A 15,327-nucleotide genomic window follows, 5' to 3' on the forward strand; every position below is an offset into this window, starting at 1 on the left:
CCATCGGGGCCGGCATGCGCCCGCCGGAGCTTCCGTCGACGCCGGTCGGCCTGACGCCGGTCGACCGGTCGCACCGTGCGGTGCTCGGCAACCTGGGGCAGCTCTACCGGTACGACCTTGCCGAAGCGTATCGCCACCTGCCGAACGCGGACGGCACCTACCACAACCGCCGTCTCGACCGCTTTCTGGCCGGCGCGGATCCGGACACTCGGGCGTGGCTGATCACAGTGGCGGGAGAGCTTGGCGGATTCGTCATGGCGGGCCGGGCGGATGAGATTGCCTTGATCAACGATTTCTTCGTGGTCCGGCCGTTGCGGCGGACTGGGGTAGGACGTGTGGCGGCTGGCCAGGTCATCGCCGAATGGCCGGGCCGGTGGAGGATCGCCTTCCAGGCGTACAACCCTGGGGCGCAGGCGTTCTGGCAGCGGGTGGCGACCGACGCGGTGGGACCGCACTGGCACCGGTCCGAGGTGGCGTCGGTGCCGGGCGCACCTGCGGATATCTGCCTCAGCTTCGACACGTTGCGCCGATGACTGACCGGGTCACCTGTGCGGCGCTAGAAGTCGAGCAGGGCGTCGGTCGTGACGTCGATCGGGAACGGAAGGTCGGAGGTCAGCCGCTGTCCGTCTGCGGCGACCGAATGTTCGACGTAGTGCTCGCCCTCCAGCCGGAACAGTCGCAGCGTAAGTGCTTCGTACTCGACCATGTCGGGCTCGACGAGTAGGTACCAGCCGATCCGCGCGGCCGCGTAGAACTGCATCTTCTGTACGCGGTCGGTGGCGACACTGCTCGGCGAGGTCATCTCGCCGGCCAGGACGACCTCGTGTGCGTCGGCGACGCCACCGAGTCGCCCGACCTTCGCCACCACCAGGTCCGGGATCACGATCCGGTTGGCGGCCAGTCGTACGTTCACCGCCTCGTATGCGCGCAGACCCGCCGACCGCGCGGCCGGCCGGATCGCGGTCAGGAGGAGGAACGAGATGTCCTGATGGGGTCGGTCCGGTGTCGGGTGCACCCACAGCCCGCCGTCGATCAACTCGATCCGGTTTCGGGTCTCCCCGAGCGCGAAGTACTCGGACTCGGTCCACGGCTCGGGGTGATCAAGTGCGGCAACGCTCATCGGCAGACTCATTTCCTGACGGAGGCTGCCACAAGCCTCCCACCACCGCGTGCCGCCGAGCCGGCGATCGTCGGCGAGTCGAGTAGGTCAGGCCCGGGATAGCCACGCCCTGACGGCGCTCCTGACCACTCGGGTGGCGGGTCAGATGTCGGCCGGCCGCCACGAGGTCGATGCAGCGCCGGGCTCTGGGAGGGTGGGTGGCTGTGACGGTGGTACAAGACGGGAGGCCCTGAGCAGAGGTAGACTGAATCACTGCGCGGGAAATTGATTCAAGTCGGGAGGGGTGGCGGCAATGAGTACTGGTGCCCGGATCGAGCGTGCCCGGATCGCCGCTGGTCTGAGTCAGCGAGCTCTCGCCGAACGTTCAGGCGTCTCGCAGTCGACCCTGTCGCGCATCATCTCCGGCGACCGGGTGGCCAAGATGCCCGAGATCGTCACTATTGCCTGGGCCACCGGACACACCGTCGCTCAACTCACCGGGGCGGTGGCGGTGGCGGACCGGGTCCAGTTCGCGGCCAGGGCGACCGGTGGTTCGGACATGGAAGGGATGAGGCAGGCCCTACTAGGGTTTCTGGAGCTCGATGACTATCTTCACCAATATGCCATCCCGGCCGTCAGCGACATCGGTTCCGGGCGTGACACCTGAAGCACAGGGACGCGCGGCGGCCAGCCGTTTCCGCCTGGAGCACCACCTCGGGATTCAGCCGCTGGGTGATCTCGTCGCGGTCATTGAACAGGCCACCGGCGTCGATGTGGCGGTCCTTGACGCTGGACCGGATGAACACGGTCTGACCATGTGTGACCCGGCCCACGGCACTGTGTTCATCGGCGTCGCCCGGACCCGGCACCCGATGCGGCAGCGCAGCACGCTCGCCCACGAGCTCGGCCACGTGCAGTTCGGTGACTGGGCGGCAGACGGTGCCGGCAGCTGCGGCCAGCGGTCGCCGGTGGAGGTTCGGGCCGATGCTTTCGCCCGGCACCTGCTGCTGCCGCTGGACGGTCTGCGGCAGTTCCTCGCGGACCTGCGGGTGACCGATCGGTCCGTGCTGTCCGCCGTCGTCCAGCGCTACCTGGTGTCTCCAGCCGTTGCCGCCATCGCCTTGGAGCAGGCCGGGTACATCGACGCGGGCAGGAAGGCGGAGTGGATGGGAGTGACGACCCCCCAACTCGCTGTCCGCTTCGGATGGATCGACCAGTACAACGCACTACAGGCTGACTCGAACCGACGGCGGGCGCCACAACGACTACTGTCCCGGGCAATCGAGGGTTACGCGGCAGGTGTGCTCTCCGCCCAGGTCATCGCCAACCTGCGCGGAGTCGCCCTCGAAGCAGCCGAAGTGGAACTGGCCGAGGCTGGGATCGGGCCTGCGCCCCAGCGGACGATCTGGGCTGATCCGGCGAACCTGCCGGATGTCGGAGTCGATTTGACGGAGCTCGACGATTACCTCCGCGACGCGGGCGACGGTGAGGAGTGGGCCACGGAGACAGGGAAGCAATGAGCCCACGGCCGATCATCGATGCAGGCCCTGGTCTGAACTTCCTGTCGATCAACAAGGAACGGCTCCTCATCGGTGTCCTCGGGCCGTTGAGTGCCCCGGAGACGGTGCAGGACGAGGTGCTGCGCAAGGCGCGGGCGGACCCACGATTCCGTACGGCAGGCAGTGCGTGGCGCAAACTTACGCCACGGTGGATCCAGGTGCTGTCTGACGATGAGACGCCGGAACTCGCGGTGGCCGTACGCCCGGATTACCCAGCAACCAATGCAGAAACGGATGCAACAGCCGAGGGATCTGGGCGAGATCATGGTGGTAGCGCATGCTGTCGTCGCAGCAGAAGCGGGCGAAGCGATGTCCGTGCTCATCGACGACGGAGCGGGAGCCCGGATCGCAGCCGCTGAAATTGGTCGGTTGCGACAGCTCCATGCCGCCGGGCGGCCAGTTGGGTCGATCCGCCTGGTCAGCACGCTGACGGTGCTGCAGCGGGCGGCCGGTACGCAACATATTCCCGACCGGGCCGCCATGCGTGACATCTACCAGCGTCTCCGTGGCTTGGACGACGGGCTGCAGCCGATCGAGGCGACGCCACTGCTGTCTCCCAGCCATTGGGCGTGACCGGCCTCGGCCGGTCGGCGCAGGTTACTGCTCCGCGTAGTTAGTGCTCGACGTACGTGGCGAGGTTCGCCAGCGAGGAGGCGAGGCCGGCGGCGTGGTCCGCCGCGCTGATGCCGGCCGGTACGTCCTCGGCGCGGATCGCCACCCGAGTGCCGCCGTCGACGGCGGTCGCTTCCCAGGTCATCGTCATGGTGCCGGCGTACGCGGGATCGTCGGCGACGAAGTCGACGGCCTGCACGACCCGTACGCCGGGGACGATGTCGACGAAGCGGGCGCCGTCGACCGCGTCCACCGGATCGGTCAGACGTCGAACGTCATGAACTACCGGATGGTCGCCAAGGACACCATCGAGGAGAAGGTCATGGCGTTGAAGCAGCGCAAGGCCGAGCTGTTCAGCAGTGTGCTGGACGGGGGCGAGTTCGCCTCCGCGCAACTGTCCGCCGCCGACATCAGGGACCTGCTCGACCTCGACTGAGCCGACCTGGCACCGGGGACCGGATCGGGCCGGCGCGCGCGGCGGCCGGCGTCAGGTCAGCAGCGGCAGCGCCCGGTCGCGGACGTCGACGTAGCGTTCGTGCACCTGCGGGGTGGCGGCGGCGGTGACCTCCTCGGCCTCGACCGGCCACTGTGGCGGCTCGGCGGCACCGGACAGCGCCCAGGCCGCCTGCCGGGCCGCGCCGAGCGCCACGTACTCGGCCGGGCGCGGCACGCTCACCGGCGCGCCGAACAGTGCCGGCGCGATCGCCCGTACCGCCCGGGACTGGGCCGCGCCGCCGACCAGCAGCACCCGGTCGACCGGCACGTGCTGGGCGCGCAGCGCGTCGAGGGCGTCGGCGATGCCGCCGAGCATGCCCTCCACCGCCGCGCGGGCCAGGTTCGCCGCCGACGCGTTCGCCCGGGTGATCCCGGCCAGCAGGCCGCGCGCGTCGGGCAGATTCGGGGTGCGTTCCCCGTCGAGGTACGGCAGCAGCGTCAACCCGCCCGCACCCGGCGACGCCGACAGCGCCAACTCGTCCAGCTCGGCCAGCGACCGGCCCAGCAGGTCGGCGACGGTGACCAGTACCCGGGCCGCGTTGAGCGTGCACACCAGCGGCAGGAACCGGCCGGTCGCGTCGGCGTAGCCGGCCACCAGCCCGCTCGGATCGGCGGTCGGCACCTCACTCACCCCGGACACACATCCCGAGGTGCCCAGCGACACCACCACCTCACCGGGGCGCAGGCCGACGCCGAACGCCGTACCCATGGTGTCGCCGGTGCCGGCCGACAGCAGCGCGCCGGACGCGGTCTCACCGACCACCTCCGCCGGACCGGCGACCCGGGGCAGCGCCACGTCCCGGCCGAACGCGAGCCGCACCAGGTCGCGCCGGTAATCCTCGGCCGCCGCCGACCAGTAGCCGGTGCCGGAGGCCTCACCCCGGTCGGTCGTCGGCGCTCCGCCGTCGGCGCGCAGCCGGTGGGTGAGCCAGTCGTGTGGCAGCAGCACCGTCTCCGTCCGGGCCGCGAGCTCCGGCTCGGCGCGGGCGAACCAGCGCAGCTTGGTCACTGTGAAGCTGGCCACCGGCACCAGGCCGACCGCGTCGGCCCACGCCTTCGGGCCGCCGAACTCGTCGGTGAGGTCGACCGCGGCCTGCGCCGACCGGGTGTCGTTCCACAGCAGGGCGTCCCGGATCACCTCGCCGGCGTCGTCGAGGCAGATCATGCCCTGCTGCTGCCCGCCGACGCCGATTGCGGCGACCCCGTCCAGCAGCCCGGCGCTGGCCTGCTCCCAGGCGGCCCACCACACGCGCGGGTCGACCTCGGTGCCGTCCGGGTGCGGCGCGCGGCCCTCGCGCAGCACCTCACCGGTGTCCGCGTCGCAGACCACGACCTTGGTCGACTGGGTCGACGAGTCGACCCCGGCAACTAGCGTCAACGCACACCTCGCACGTGTCGAGCCCTACGGTCAGCCGAGGTCGACCTTACGCCCATCGATGAACTGGTCCAACGGTGATTCCTGCGGCGGGTAGAGAGCGGCGGTCAGAGGTACGTGACGCCGGTGAGCCGGGCCGCCGCCGCCCACATCCGGCGGCCGTTGCCCGGATCCCGGGCCTGATCGCTGGCCCGCACCTCGGTGACCGGGCCACGGACCTCCTGGAACCCGCCCGGCCCGAAGAACTGCCCGCCCCGTACGCCGGGGGCGGTCGCCGCGTACAGCTGGGGTCGGGCCCCGGCCTCGACGTCGCTGACGATGAGTGAGGTGAGCCGGCTTGCGGTGCGCATCAGCCGGCCCCGGTCGGCCATAGCGCGCGGGGTCAGGTTGGTACGGGTCATGCCGGGATGGGCCAGCACGCTGACCACCGGCGACCCGGTGGTACGCAGCCGGCGGTCCAGCTCCAGGCCGAGGATCGTGCCGACCAGCTTCGACAACGCGTACGCCCGGTTTCCGTTGTAGGAACGCTCCAACATCAGGTCATTCAGGTCGAGATTGCGCCATTTGTGAACAATCGATGACACGGTGACCACCCGGGGCTCCTTGCCGGCGACCAGCCGGTCCAGCAGCAGGCCGGTCAGCGCGTACGGCCCGAGCGCGTTGGTGCCCACCTGCAGGTCGAACCCGTCCACGGTCAGCGGCGGTCGCGGGCCGGTCAACACCAGCCCGGCGTTGTTGACCAGCAGGTCGAGGTTGCCGGTGAAGTCGGTGGCGAAGGCCCGGATCGAGGCGAGTGACGCCAGATCCAGCCGGCGTACCTCGACGTCGGCGCCCGGCACCTCGCGCCGGATCGCGGCGGCTGCCTCCTCGCCGGCCGCCACGTTGCGTACCGCCAGCACGACGGCGGCCCTGTGCCGGGCCAGCTCCAGCGCGGTGACCCGCCCCACGCCGGAGTTCGCCCCGGTCACCACCGCGCGCCGGCCGTGCTGGTCGGGGATCTGCTCTTCAGTCCAGTTCCGTATGTCCTGCATGACCGCCGACGCTAGGTAGCCGGACGGGCTGCTGGAGAGACCTGGCGAACCTGGGACCACGGGACCTACCCTGCGGGGTGCGTCGACCGGCACACTCGATGGTGTGACGAGCACGGTCTACGCCCGCGAGCTGGCCGACTTCCTGCGTCAGCGGCGGTCCCGGCTGCGGCCGGAGGAGATCGGACTGGCACCCGGCCCGCGTCGGCGGGTCGCCGGGCTGCGCCGCGAGGAGCTGGCGCTGCTCGCCGGGGTGAGCACCGACTACTACCAGCGGCTGGAGCAGGGCCGCGACGTTCGCCCGTCCGACGACGTGCTGACCGGCATCGCCCGCGCCCTGGCGCTCAACGCCGAGGAGACCCGCCACCTGCGGGCGCTGGCCCGCCGGGCGCAGCAGCCCCCGAAACCACGACGGCGTACCAGGGAAACCGTCCCGGAGAGCACCCACCGGCTGCTGCACAGCCTGCACACCCCGGCCGTGGTGGTCAGCCGGCATCTGGACCTGCTGGCCTGGAACGCCATGGCCGCCGCCCTCTACCCGGGTATCGGGCCGACCAACGCGCTGATCGACATGTTCGAGCATGCCGAGGCGCACGGCCGCTGCCCCGGCTGGGAGGAGACGGTGCTGGACTACCTGGGCTTCCTGCGGGCGGCGGTCGCCGCCGACCCGGAGCACCCGCGCGCCCGGGAGATCGTCGGCACGCTCAGCATCCGCAGCGAGGAGTTCCGCCGGCTCTGGGCCCGCCACGACGTACGCGAATCGGTCAGCGGCAGCAAGACGTTCCCGCATCCACAGGTCGGTGAGCTGCGGCTGGACTGGGACGCCTACACCCCGCCGGGGCGCACCGGCCCGATCCTGATCGTCTACACCGCCGCGCCGGGCAGCGCCGACGCCGAACGGCTGCAACTGCTCAGCGCGTACGCGAGCTGACGTCGTACGCGAGCTGACGTCGTACCCGAGCTGACGTCTCACTGGGTGACGGGTACTGCCGGGTCGGGTCGGCGGCGGGCGAGTAGTAGCAGGCCGAGCGTTCCCACGTAGAGCAGGGCGCCGACCGCGTACGGCATCCGGTAGCCGGCGTGCTGGGCGGCGCCGAGGACCGGGCCGGCGAGCAGTGCGCCGGTGGGGATGGCGTTCGAGTAGAGGGTGGAAGCCCGCCCCTGGTGCCGGGGCAGCATGTCCTGCATGTAGGTGATGCCGAGGCCGCCGAGCGCGGCGATCGACGCCGCGTTGAGCAGCTGCGCGACCAGCAGCGGCCACACCTGGTGCGAGACCGCGACCACCGTCATGTACGCCGCCCCGCAGCCGGCGCCGACGAGCAGCAGCCGGTGCACCGGGAGCCGGGTGGACAGCCAGCCGAAGCCGAGAATCAGCGGGATCTCCAGCCCGGCACACAGGCCAAGTAGCAGACCCGCGGTCCCGACACCGGACCCAAGCTCCCGGGTGACGTGCAGCGGCAGGGCCTGGATGGCGAGGTTGCTGGCGGACCAGGTCAGCACGAACGCGGCGACGCTCAACCAGATGGTCCGGCGGGGGGCGTCCGCCCCGTACCGCTGGGTGTCCCGCAGCTCACCGACGTCCGGGCGACGACGGTGCCGGAAGGCGAGCAGGACGACGCCGGCGGCGACGGCGTACACCACGGCGGACGCGGCGTAGGTGAGCCGGAACCCGCCGGTGGTGAGCAGCAGCGACGCCAGCGGCGGGCCGGCGACCCAGGCGATGGAGAACAGCGTACGGAAGGTGCTCATCGCCATCGCGATTCGCGCGGACCCGGCCAGCGCCTCCCGGGCGTAGGCGAACATCTGCGGGACCATCACCTGCGCCGACGCGGTCAATGTGACCGTGATGAGCAGAAAGACCGGGAAGTCCCGTACGACCGAGGTGAGCGCGCTGGATAAACACCCGGCCGATGCGGCGGCGACCAGCAGCCACCGGCGGCTCGGCAGCCGGTCGGACAGCCGTCCGACCACGGTGGCGATCACCACCGCCGAGACCGGGGCGGCGACCAGGCACAACGCGATCTGTCCGGCGCTGGCCCGGACCGCGTCGTCGAGGAACAGGGTCAGGTACGGCGAGGCCATCGCGGTCGACAGACCGACGGCGACGCAGACGAAACCGAGCGCGGCCCAGATGCGTACGCGGTTCAGGGCCTACCACCATTCCTGGCCCGCTCCCCGGTCCGCTCCCGCGCTCGCTCCCGGGGGCGGGCGCGCAGGTGGGCGCGTTCGCCCTGTTGGCCGAAGAGGCTGAGGAACTCGACCGGCTCGTCACCGACCGCGCCGAACCAGTGCGGCACCCGGGTGTCGAACTCCGCCGCCTCGCCGGGGGAGAGGATCAGATCGTGCTCACCGAGCAGGACACGCAGCCGCCCGTCGAGGACGTACAGCCATTCGTAGCCTTCGTGGGTCTTCAGCTCAGGCTCGCGGCGCGGGCTGCGTGCCGGGATGATCAGCTTGTACGCCTGGATGCCGCCCGCCCGCTGGGTGAGCGGAAGGACGGTCATCCCGTGCCGGGTGACCGGCCGCAGGTGGATGCGCGGGTCGCCGGTCGGTGGCGCGTCGACCAGCTCGTCCAGGCTGACACCGTGGGCGCGGGCGAGGGGCAGCAGCAGCTCCAGGGTGGGCCGGCGGGTGCCGGATTCCAGCCGGGACAGGGTGCTCACCGAGATGCCGGTGGCGGCCGACAGCTCGGCGAGGGTCGTCTCGCGCTGTTTGCGCAGCGCCCGCAGCCGGGGGCCGACCGAGTCGAGAGCATGGTCGAGGTCGTCGTCCATGCCGCCCAGTTTGCCAGACCAGCAAGGGCATTTGCCGGTACGGTGGCCCGCCCGACGGTGCCCTGCCGGACATGCCCGGCACCGACCTTGTCGACCCGGTGTCCGGCGCAGGCATACTCGGTTGGTGACCACTACCAAACAGCCACGGTTGGAGATCGAGTACTGCACGCAGTGCCGTTGGATGCTGCGCGCCGCGTGGACAGCTCAGGAGCTGCTCACCACATTCGCGCTGCGGCTCGGTGAGGTGGCGCTCGTGCCGGGCACCGGCGGGGTGTTCGAGGTCCGGCTGGACGGTGAGACGATCTGGTCGCGCGGGGAGAGCGGCTTCCCGGGAATCCCCGAGCTGAAAAGACTGGTACGGGACCGCATCGCGCCCGACTTCAGCCTTGGCCACACCGACCGGGCCCTGCCGCACGGGCTCTGATCCGCCGCTCGGCTGTGCACCGTACGGCCACCGGTAGTCAACTCCTTGGATATCGACGTCGACCACAATACGCTGGTCACTTCGGTCATCCAGGGAGGCCGCCTTGCACCATTCCGCCAGCCTGAACCGTACGGCGATCCGCAGCCGGACCTGGATCGCCGCCGCAGCGCTATCCACCGCGCTGGTCGTCGCTCCCGCCACGGCCGCGCGGGCCGCGAACCTGCCCAACCTGCCCCAGTCCGCCGGCGGCTACGAGCTGACGTTCGCGCCGGCCTACGACTACGACGGCGACGGGTGCTACCCGGTCGCGGCGATCGCCCCCGACCGCACCCTCAACGGCGGACTGAACACCACCGGGGCGGTCAACGGCAACTGCCGCGACCAGTCGGATCTCGACCGGACCCAGACGTACGCCAGGTCGAAGTGCAACAACGGCTGGTGCGCCATCGTGTACGCGAGCTACCGGAATGCGGGCTAGTGCTCCGGCCTTCAGGCCGGGGGTGAAGGACCGTGCTGGGAGGGCCGCCATGGCCCGGGCAGTGCCCTAACCCGGCCGGTTCTGCCGCTGGTTCCACCACTCGTAGGGCACCAGCACGGCGCGCGGCTCCCCGGACTTGGTGATGATCGTGTGCTGGCCTGCGTAGTGGGCGGCGTCGACCAGTTTCCCGAGTTCGGGTCGGGCGTCGCGGGCACCGATGGTCTGCGGCTCGTCCATTCGGCGAGGGTACCGGGTGTAAACTGTGTACATGCAGCTTCGGTACAACTTTCGTCTCTATCCCACCCCGGGGGAGCAGGCGGCGTTGTCCCGGGCGCTCGGCTGCGCGAGGGTGGTGTTCAACGACGGGCTCAGGCTGCGTCAGCAGGCATACGAGCAGGGCTTGCCGTACGTTTCGGACGCCGACCTGTCGAAGCGGGTCATCACACGGGCCAAGGCGACGCCGGAACGGGCGTGGCTGGGCGAGGTGTCGTCGGTCGTGCTTCAGCAGGCTCTCGCGGATCTAAACACCGCGTACCGCAACTTCTTTGCCTCGGTCACCGGCAGGCGCAAGGGCCGCAAGGTGGCCCGGCCCCGCTTCCGGTCCCGCAAAGACAAGCGGCAGGCGATCCGGTTCACGAAGAACAGCAGGTTCAAGGTCTGCGACAACGGTCGCCTGCGGTTGCCGAAGATAGGTGACCTGGAGGTGCGCTGGTCGCGGTCGTTGCCGTCCGAGCCGTCGTCGGTGACGGTGGTCAGGGACACGGCCGGACGGTACTTCGCCTCCTTCGTGGTGACCACGCCCGGGGACGAGGCGCTGCCGCCGGTCGACTCCGAGATCGGGATCGACCTGGGCCTGACGCACTTCGCCGTCATGTCGGACGGTGCGAAGGTCACCGCACCCAGGTTTCTGCGGCGAGCTGCCCGCAAGTTGAAGCGCCTGCAGCAGGCACTGTCGCGCAAGCAGAAGGGGTCGAACCGGCGCAGGAAGGCCGTCGTCAGGGTTGCTCGGGCGCACTCCCGGGTGGCCGACACCCGCCGGGACTGGCAACACAAGCTGTCCACGACGTTGATCCGCGACAACCAAGCGGTGTACGTCGAGGACCTCGCTGTTGCCGGGTTGGGTCGTACAAGGCTGGCCAAGTCGGTGTACGACGCCGGCTGGGCGCAGTTCACGACCATGTTGGAGTACAAGGCCGCCCGGTACGGGCGCACGTTCGGCCGGGTGGACCGTTGGTTACCGTCGACCCGGATGTGCTCGGTGTGTGGCCGGGTCAACGACAAGATGGCGCTCGACGTCAGGTCGTGGTCCTGTCCCTGCGGGGCCGTTCACGACCGGGACGTCAACGCCGCACGCAACATCAAGGCCGCCGGACGGGCGGACTTCAACGACCGTGGAGCGCAGGTAAGACCGGCACCCGTGCCGGCACCGCGCCGAGAAGCGGTAACCCATCGGGAGTTCACCCCTTCGGGGGTGTAGCAGACCGGAATCCTCTTCCTTCAGGAAGAGGAGGACGTCAATTCGAGAAGGACCAGGTCCTGCCGGGCTGCTGCGGTCACCGGCACGACTGGGAGCACGTCGTCTCCTGGGTGAACCAAGCGTCGGACCGGGTCGACTACGTGTCCCGGACGGTGCACGGCGAGGTGCAGACCTATCCGCGATCCTCGGTGCGGTTCGACGGCACGCATCCAAAGGTCGTCTACCACAAGGAAGGCGCCTTCGGCTCGCACAACTTCCGGCCGGCGGACAGCAACGACGACCCGCCGGAGAACCACTACGGCACCTGGCGGTTTCCGCCGGTCGTCGACTGGAGCGGCTGGCCCAGCACGGCGCTGCGGGACCGGTTGATGACCGCCGACTTCGGCTCCGCCAGCATCAAGATCACCGATCAGGACGACCGGTTCCGTAACCTACTGAACAGGTCGAAGCCGGCAGGTATCCCCTTCGACCCGTGGGCTTGACCCATTTTGAACCATGATGTGCTGCGGTACATCCTGATGCCGCAGGTGCATCTTGATGCACCTGTGGCATCAGGTTCGCGCCTAGGCCAACCAGCCCTCAGCGGGCTGTACGAGGGCTCTGGTGCGGCCCGGTCTTCCGCCACGTCGCCAGTGGGGCTTGAAGCGTTCAGGCTGCCTTTGGGTGCCAAAGGTGACGCTGCGCGCCGAACGTGCGCGGTTCCTGAGGCTCAGCCCGGCTGAGGCTCAGGCCGGGCATGGAATGATCCGGTGGGCGGGGTCGTTGTGCATGGTCGCGCCACGCACTCCGGCCCGCAGCCGCCAGGCGGCAGTCAGGCTCCGTGCCGGCCCGGTCAGTGGATCGGGTCGGTGGGCCCGGTCGGGAATCGTCGGCGGGTCGGCGTGGTTGTACATGGTCACGGCGCGCAGCAGCGCACCCGCGCCCCACCCCCTGGGGCGTGCCGGAGCCGCCGCGAGCCGATGACCGACCCGGTACCGCGCCGCACCCCGCACCCCGCACCACAGACGACCCGTACCGCGTCTGAGATCCCGTACCACCCGGATGACCGTTTACCGCGCACCCGCCCGCCCGTGACGGCTGCGCCCCCTCGGAAAACGGAAGGTGGACCCCCCATGACCACGATCATCACCCGCACCCTGCGTACCAGCCTGCGGACCACCGCCCTCGGCATCGCCGGGCTGACCCTGGCCGGCGGCGCAATCGCCGCCCCCGCCCTGGCCGCCGACCACGCCCCCACCGCCCTCGCCGCACCCGTGGCCGCCGCCAGCAGCGACAGCGTCGACACCGACAAGCTGACCCCGCACGGCGTGCAGGGCGAGCAGTCCCGAATCGACCTGTCCAGCGAGCAGACCGACAACGTCAAGGGCATCATCGCCGCGACGAAGAAGGCCGGCATGGACGAGCGGGCCGCCGTGGTCGCCATCGCCACCGCCCTGCAGGAGTCCAAGCTGGAGAACCTCGGCCACCTCGGTGACCGCAACGACCACGACTCGCAGGGCCTGTTCCAGCAGCGCCCCTCCTCCGGCTGGGGCACCGTCGAGCAGATCACCGACGTCGAGTACTCCACCACCGCGTTCCTCAACGGGCTCAAAGCCGTCGACGGCTGGCAGGACATGCCACTGACCCAGGCCGCCCAGACCGTGCAGGTGTCGGCGTACCCGGACCACTACGCGCAGTGGGAGACCCAGGCCGCCGAACTCGTCGCCCAGCACTGGAACAGCTGACCCGAGACACCCGGAAGCCCAGCGTGAGGGCCGGACCCCGTACCCCGGGGTCCGGCCCTCACGCTGCGTCGGGCCCCGAGGCGCTGAGAATCGACCGGGATCAGTCGGACAGTGACCGGCGGGCGGCGGCGACAACCTCCGGATCGGCGCAACCGGCCGCGTAGCCGGCGATGCGGCGGCGGATGTCGCGGCCCAGCAGCCACACCCCGACCCGGTCGGCGATCGGGCGCAGCGGCGCCGGCCGGCAGCGGAAGCTGTACCGCCAGGTCGCCACCGTGTGACCGGGCTCGGAGGCCGGGGCGAACCGCCAGCCGCCGGCGAACATCTCGAAGAACCACGGCCCACGGACCATCTTCATGCCGACGTTGGTCGGCGGAGCGTACGAGACGTACTCGCTGATCATCGTCAGGCCGTGCCGGGACCGGGTGAAGGTGCGGACGCCCTTGCCGGGGCGGGTGGCACCGTTGACGAAGTGCTGTGCCCGGATGAACGGGTCCCAACGGTGCCGGACCGGCGTGGTGGTCTGGGACACCGCGAAGGCGAGATCCGGCGGTACGGGGACGGTGACCGCTGCTTCTACCACAGGCATCGGCCCATCATCGGCCACCGGCGGTCAGGTGCGGCGCGGGCGCTCGATTCGGACGGGATTGCCTCTCACCAGTGCGTCGTGCATCCGCCAGCGATCGGTCTCCATCGCTTGCGACGCCACCAGGTCACCGTGTTCGAGCCGGTCGCGGAGCAGCCGCAAGGCGATGCGACGGTTCAGTTGCGATCGCCGTTCCGTGTCGACCACGACCACCAGCCCGGACGGCCGGTGGGTGGCCCGCACCGCCGTGCTGGCTTTGTTGCGGTGCTGGCCACCGGGCCCGCCGGTGCGGCAGGCGACGATATCGACGTCCGCTTCCCGGAACACGGTCGGGGTCGGGCTGGCCTGGCACGGCTGGGCGGTGACGTACCAGTTCTTCCGGCCATGCCCGGTCCGGTAAGGGCTCGGTGCCTGCCAGCACAGGGTGCCAGTCCAGGAGGTGGCGAACTCCTCGGTTCCACTACCGCCGATGCGGACCAGCGCCGACCGGTAGGTGCCCGGCCGGTCGCCGCCGACGGTCCGGGCCCGGCGGGTGGTCAGCCGCTGGGCGGCGGCGTCGGCTTCCAGCCGGCACAGCAGTTGGGCCACCGCCCAGGAGCATTCCTGTGGACCACGCCCGGCGGACAGCAGCAGGGACGCGGTCGTCACCGCTGGCCCCGGCCACGGCGCAGGGCGTCGGCGCGGGACATTTTGCTGCCGGCTCCGTGCGCCACCGAGTAGTTGGCGTCCGGTCCGGCGTGCGGGTCAACCGATGTGGTCCGAACGACGCAGGTCAGAACAGGGTCAGCGGCTGTGCCGGGATCGGCTCGGGCAACGGGTCGAGTTGCGGCAGTGCGGCCCGTACCTCGTCATGGAAGCGGCGGGCCAGGGTCGGCGCGTCGGCGTTGTCCGGGGTGTGGATGAACACCGTGGGCGAGCGGCCCTGCCGCAGCCAGGACACCGATGCCTCGACCCAGTGCCGCCAGCCGGCGACGGTCTGCTCGACGTCGTCGCGGCCGAGGTAGCGCACGATCGGCCGGTCGGTCAGTGCCCGGGTGCGCAGCGGGGCGCGGGGCTTCTTGATCCACGCGTCGCGTTCGGCGTCGCTGGTCGGCTCGGCGGCGAAGAACGTCGTGGTGTCGAACGGAACCCACTCGGCGTCGACGTCGCTCAGTACCCCTTCGAGTAGCCGGGTCGCGGCCGGGTCGGTGAAGAACGCCGGGTGGCGGACCTCGACGGCGTACCGGTGATCGCGGGGGAGTCGGCGCAGGAAGCGGGCCAGGGCGGGCACGTCGTCGGGGCCGAACGACCCCGGCAGTTGGGCCCAGATCGCATGGGTACGCGGTCCGAGGGGTGCTATCGCGTCGAGGAAGGCGTTCAACGGCTCGTCGGCGTCGGTGAGCCGGTGTTCGTGGGTGACGGTCTTCGGCAGTTTGAGCACGAAGCGAAAGTCGGGGTCGGTCTGCGCCGCCCAGGTGGCGGCGGTCTCCCGGGTCGGGGTGGCGTAGAAGGTGGTGTTGCCTTCGACGGCGGTGCACCAGGCGGCGTAGTGGCGTAGCCGTTCGGCCGGCGGCAACGGGTGCGCGATCAGTCGCCCCTGCCAGGACTTGTGCGTCCACATAGCACAGCCAACGTGCAGCCGGGGTCTGGTCGGCGACGGGGAGGCGGTGTCGGTGTTCGGCACGGCGACAACGATAGAGCCACCCGGTTGGAGCGC

The 15,327-nt window shown here is 70.5% G+C and carries 21 protein-coding genes and 1 pseudogene; 11 read left to right on the forward strand and 11 right to left on the reverse strand.

Going from position 1 to position 15,327, the window contains the following annotated elements:
* Positions 1-14 precede the first annotated feature (14 nt).
* Positions 15-533, forward strand: coding sequence for a GNAT family N-acetyltransferase (locus O7629_RS03070; protein WP_278167367.1), 519 nt, complete (start codon positions 15-17; stop codon positions 531-533).
* Positions 534-556: 23 nt separating this feature from the next.
* On the opposite strand, the gene O7629_RS03075 is transcribed toward O7629_RS03070, so the two are convergent.
* Entirely contained in the window at positions 557-1,120 is a 564-nt protein-coding gene (locus tag O7629_RS03075) for a Uma2 family endonuclease (protein ID WP_278167368.1), read from the reverse strand.
* A 292-nt stretch (positions 1,121-1,412) separates the two neighbouring features.
* Between O7629_RS03075 and O7629_RS03080 the strand changes: the two genes are divergently transcribed.
* From O7629_RS03080 to O7629_RS03090, 3 genes are all read left to right on the forward strand, one after another.
* A complete protein-coding gene (locus O7629_RS03080) occupies positions 1,413-1,766 on the forward strand; it encodes a helix-turn-helix transcriptional regulator (RefSeq protein ID WP_278174377.1) in 354 nt (117 codons plus the stop codon).
* The gene (locus tag O7629_RS03085) at positions 1,720-2,619 is read left to right on the forward strand and encodes an ImmA/IrrE family metallo-endopeptidase (protein ID WP_347403654.1); all 900 of its coding nucleotides are present in this window, start codon (positions 1,720-1,722) and stop codon (positions 2,617-2,619) included. Before O7629_RS03080 ends, O7629_RS03085 begins: the two co-directional genes overlap by 47 nt.
* A gap of 261 nt (positions 2,620-2,880) precedes the next feature.
* On the forward strand, positions 2,881-3,231 hold the full coding sequence (locus O7629_RS03090; protein ID WP_278167371.1) for a hypothetical protein: 351 nt from the start codon (positions 2,881-2,883) through the stop codon (positions 3,229-3,231).
* 40 nt (positions 3,232-3,271) lie between these two features.
* Here the strand turns inward: O7629_RS03090 and O7629_RS03095 are convergent, their stop codons facing one another.
* Positions 3,272-3,523, reverse strand: coding sequence for an SRPBCC domain-containing protein (locus O7629_RS03095; RefSeq protein WP_278167372.1), 252 nt, complete (start codon positions 3,521-3,523; stop codon positions 3,272-3,274).
* 24 nt (positions 3,524-3,547) lie between these two features.
* Here O7629_RS03095 and O7629_RS03100 point away from each other — a divergent pair, with 24 nt between their 5' ends.
* A complete protein-coding gene (locus O7629_RS03100) occupies positions 3,548-3,706 on the forward strand; it encodes a hypothetical protein (protein WP_278167373.1) in 159 nt (52 codons plus the stop codon).
* A gap of 51 nt (positions 3,707-3,757) precedes the next feature.
* Here the strand turns inward: O7629_RS03100 and xylB are convergent, their stop codons facing one another.
* Positions 3,758-5,143 (reverse strand): xylulokinase, encoded by a 1,386-nt coding sequence (gene xylB, locus O7629_RS03105; RefSeq protein ID WP_278167374.1) that lies wholly within the window; start codon positions 5,141-5,143, stop codon positions 3,758-3,760.
* 104 nt (positions 5,144-5,247) lie between these two features.
* On the reverse strand, positions 5,248-6,171 hold the full coding sequence (locus O7629_RS03110) for an oxidoreductase (RefSeq protein WP_347403655.1): 924 nt from the start codon (positions 6,169-6,171) through the stop codon (positions 5,248-5,250).
* Between the two features lie 103 nt (positions 6,172-6,274).
* On the opposite strand from O7629_RS03110, the gene O7629_RS03115 reads away from it, so the two are divergent.
* The gene (locus O7629_RS03115; RefSeq protein ID WP_278167375.1) at positions 6,275-7,099 is read left to right on the forward strand and encodes a helix-turn-helix transcriptional regulator; all 825 of its coding nucleotides are present in this window, start codon (positions 6,275-6,277) and stop codon (positions 7,097-7,099) included.
* 38 nt (positions 7,100-7,137) lie between these two features.
* Here O7629_RS03115 and O7629_RS03120 read toward each other — a convergent pair whose 3' ends face one another.
* Both O7629_RS03120 and O7629_RS03125 read right to left on the reverse strand, forming a co-directional pair.
* Positions 7,138-8,316, reverse strand: a complete 1,179-nt coding sequence (locus tag O7629_RS03120; RefSeq protein WP_347403712.1) for an MFS transporter — start codon at positions 8,314-8,316, stop codon at positions 7,138-7,140.
* Positions 8,313-8,942 (reverse strand): XRE family transcriptional regulator, encoded by a 630-nt coding sequence (locus O7629_RS03125; protein ID WP_278167377.1) that lies wholly within the window; start codon positions 8,940-8,942, stop codon positions 8,313-8,315. The genes O7629_RS03120 and O7629_RS03125 overlap by 4 nt, the downstream gene beginning before the upstream one ends.
* A 124-nt stretch (positions 8,943-9,066) precedes the next feature.
* On the opposite strand from O7629_RS03125, the gene O7629_RS03130 reads away from it, so the two are divergent.
* A complete protein-coding gene (locus O7629_RS03130; RefSeq protein ID WP_278167378.1) occupies positions 9,067-9,366 on the forward strand; it encodes a SelT/SelW/SelH family protein in 300 nt (99 codons plus the stop codon).
* Between the two features lie 103 nt (positions 9,367-9,469).
* Complete coding sequence (locus O7629_RS03135) at positions 9,470-9,844, forward strand: NPP1 family protein (RefSeq protein WP_278167379.1); 375 nt, start codon at positions 9,470-9,472, stop codon at positions 9,842-9,844.
* 66 nt (positions 9,845-9,910) lie between these two features.
* Here the strand turns inward: O7629_RS03135 and O7629_RS03140 are convergent, their stop codons facing one another.
* Positions 9,911-10,081 (reverse strand): type II toxin-antitoxin system Phd/YefM family antitoxin, encoded by a 171-nt coding sequence (locus tag O7629_RS03140; RefSeq protein ID WP_278167380.1) that lies wholly within the window; start codon positions 10,079-10,081, stop codon positions 9,911-9,913.
* Positions 10,082-10,112: 31 nt separating this feature from the next.
* Here O7629_RS03140 and O7629_RS03145 point away from each other — a divergent pair, with 31 nt between their 5' ends.
* Entirely contained in the window at positions 10,113-11,321 is a 1,209-nt protein-coding gene (locus O7629_RS03145) for a transposase (protein ID WP_278167381.1), read from the forward strand.
* Positions 11,322-11,374: 53 nt separating this feature from the next.
* Positions 11,375-11,803: pseudogene (locus O7629_RS03150) on the forward strand (NPP1 family protein); the annotation flags it as partial.
* Between the two features lie 243 nt (positions 11,804-12,046).
* On the opposite strand, the gene O7629_RS03155 reads toward O7629_RS03150, so the two are convergent.
* Positions 12,047-12,220, reverse strand: coding sequence for a hypothetical protein (locus tag O7629_RS03155; protein WP_278167382.1), 174 nt, complete (start codon positions 12,218-12,220; stop codon positions 12,047-12,049).
* Positions 12,221-12,457: 237 nt separating this feature from the next.
* On the opposite strand from O7629_RS03155, the gene O7629_RS03160 reads away from it, so the two are divergent.
* On the forward strand, positions 12,458-13,045 hold the full coding sequence (locus O7629_RS03160) for a hypothetical protein (protein ID WP_278174380.1): 588 nt from the start codon (positions 12,458-12,460) through the stop codon (positions 13,043-13,045).
* A gap of 100 nt (positions 13,046-13,145) precedes the next feature.
* On the opposite strand, the gene O7629_RS03165 is transcribed toward O7629_RS03160, so the two are convergent.
* The 3 genes from O7629_RS03165 to O7629_RS03175 all read right to left on the reverse strand — a co-directional run bounded on the left by O7629_RS03165 (position 13,146) and on the right by O7629_RS03175 (position 15,231).
* The gene (locus O7629_RS03165; RefSeq protein ID WP_278167383.1) at positions 13,146-13,634 is read right to left on the reverse strand and encodes an SRPBCC family protein; all 489 of its coding nucleotides are present in this window, start codon (positions 13,632-13,634) and stop codon (positions 13,146-13,148) included.
* Positions 13,635-13,658: 24 nt separating this feature from the next.
* The gene (prfH, locus tag O7629_RS03170) at positions 13,659-14,279 is read right to left on the reverse strand and encodes a peptide chain release factor H (protein WP_278167385.1); all 621 of its coding nucleotides are present in this window, start codon (positions 14,277-14,279) and stop codon (positions 13,659-13,661) included.
* A gap of 124 nt (positions 14,280-14,403) precedes the next feature.
* Positions 14,404-15,231, reverse strand: coding sequence for a DUF72 domain-containing protein (locus O7629_RS03175; protein ID WP_278167386.1), 828 nt, complete (start codon positions 15,229-15,231; stop codon positions 14,404-14,406).
* Positions 15,232-15,327 lie beyond the last annotated feature (96 nt).

It is taken from the genome of Solwaraspora sp. WMMD792, from assembly GCF_029626105.1.
GTDB lineage: Bacteria > Actinomycetota > Actinomycetes > Mycobacteriales > Micromonosporaceae > Micromonospora_E.

Excerpts from the sequence above, each read along its gene's own strand:
- O7629_RS03070 (WP_278167367.1), top strand. The coding sequence starts at position 15 with ATGCGCCCGCCGGAGCTTCCGTCGACGCCGGTCGGCCTGACGCCGGTC.
- O7629_RS03075 (WP_278167368.1), bottom strand. The coding sequence starts at position 1,120 with ATGAGCGTTGCCGCACTTGATCACCCCGAGCCGTGGACCGAGTCCGAG.
- O7629_RS03080 (WP_278174377.1), top strand. The coding sequence starts at position 1,413 with ATGAGTACTGGTGCCCGGATCGAGCGTGCCCGGATCGCCGCTGGTCTG.
- O7629_RS03085 (WP_347403654.1), top strand. The coding sequence starts at position 1,720 with ATGCCATCCCGGCCGTCAGCGACATCGGTTCCGGGCGTGACACCTGAA.
- O7629_RS03090 (WP_278167371.1), top strand. The coding sequence starts at position 2,881 with ATGCAGAAACGGATGCAACAGCCGAGGGATCTGGGCGAGATCATGGTG.
- O7629_RS03100 (WP_278167373.1), top strand. The coding sequence starts at position 3,548 with ATGAACTACCGGATGGTCGCCAAGGACACCATCGAGGAGAAGGTCATG.
- O7629_RS03110 (WP_347403655.1), bottom strand. The coding sequence starts at position 6,171 with ATGCAGGACATACGGAACTGGACTGAAGAGCAGATCCCCGACCAGCAC.
- O7629_RS03125 (WP_278167377.1), bottom strand. The coding sequence starts at position 8,942 with ATGGACGACGACCTCGACCATGCTCTCGACTCGGTCGGCCCCCGGCTG.
- O7629_RS03140 (WP_278167380.1), bottom strand. The coding sequence starts at position 10,081 with ATGGACGAGCCGCAGACCATCGGTGCCCGCGACGCCCGACCCGAACTC.
- O7629_RS03145 (WP_278167381.1), top strand. The coding sequence starts at position 10,113 with ATGCAGCTTCGGTACAACTTTCGTCTCTATCCCACCCCGGGGGAGCAG.
- O7629_RS03165 (WP_278167383.1), bottom strand. The coding sequence starts at position 13,634 with ATGCCTGTGGTAGAAGCAGCGGTCACCGTCCCCGTACCGCCGGATCTC.
- O7629_RS03175 (WP_278167386.1), bottom strand. The coding sequence starts at position 15,231 with ATGTGGACGCACAAGTCCTGGCAGGGGCGACTGATCGCGCACCCGTTG.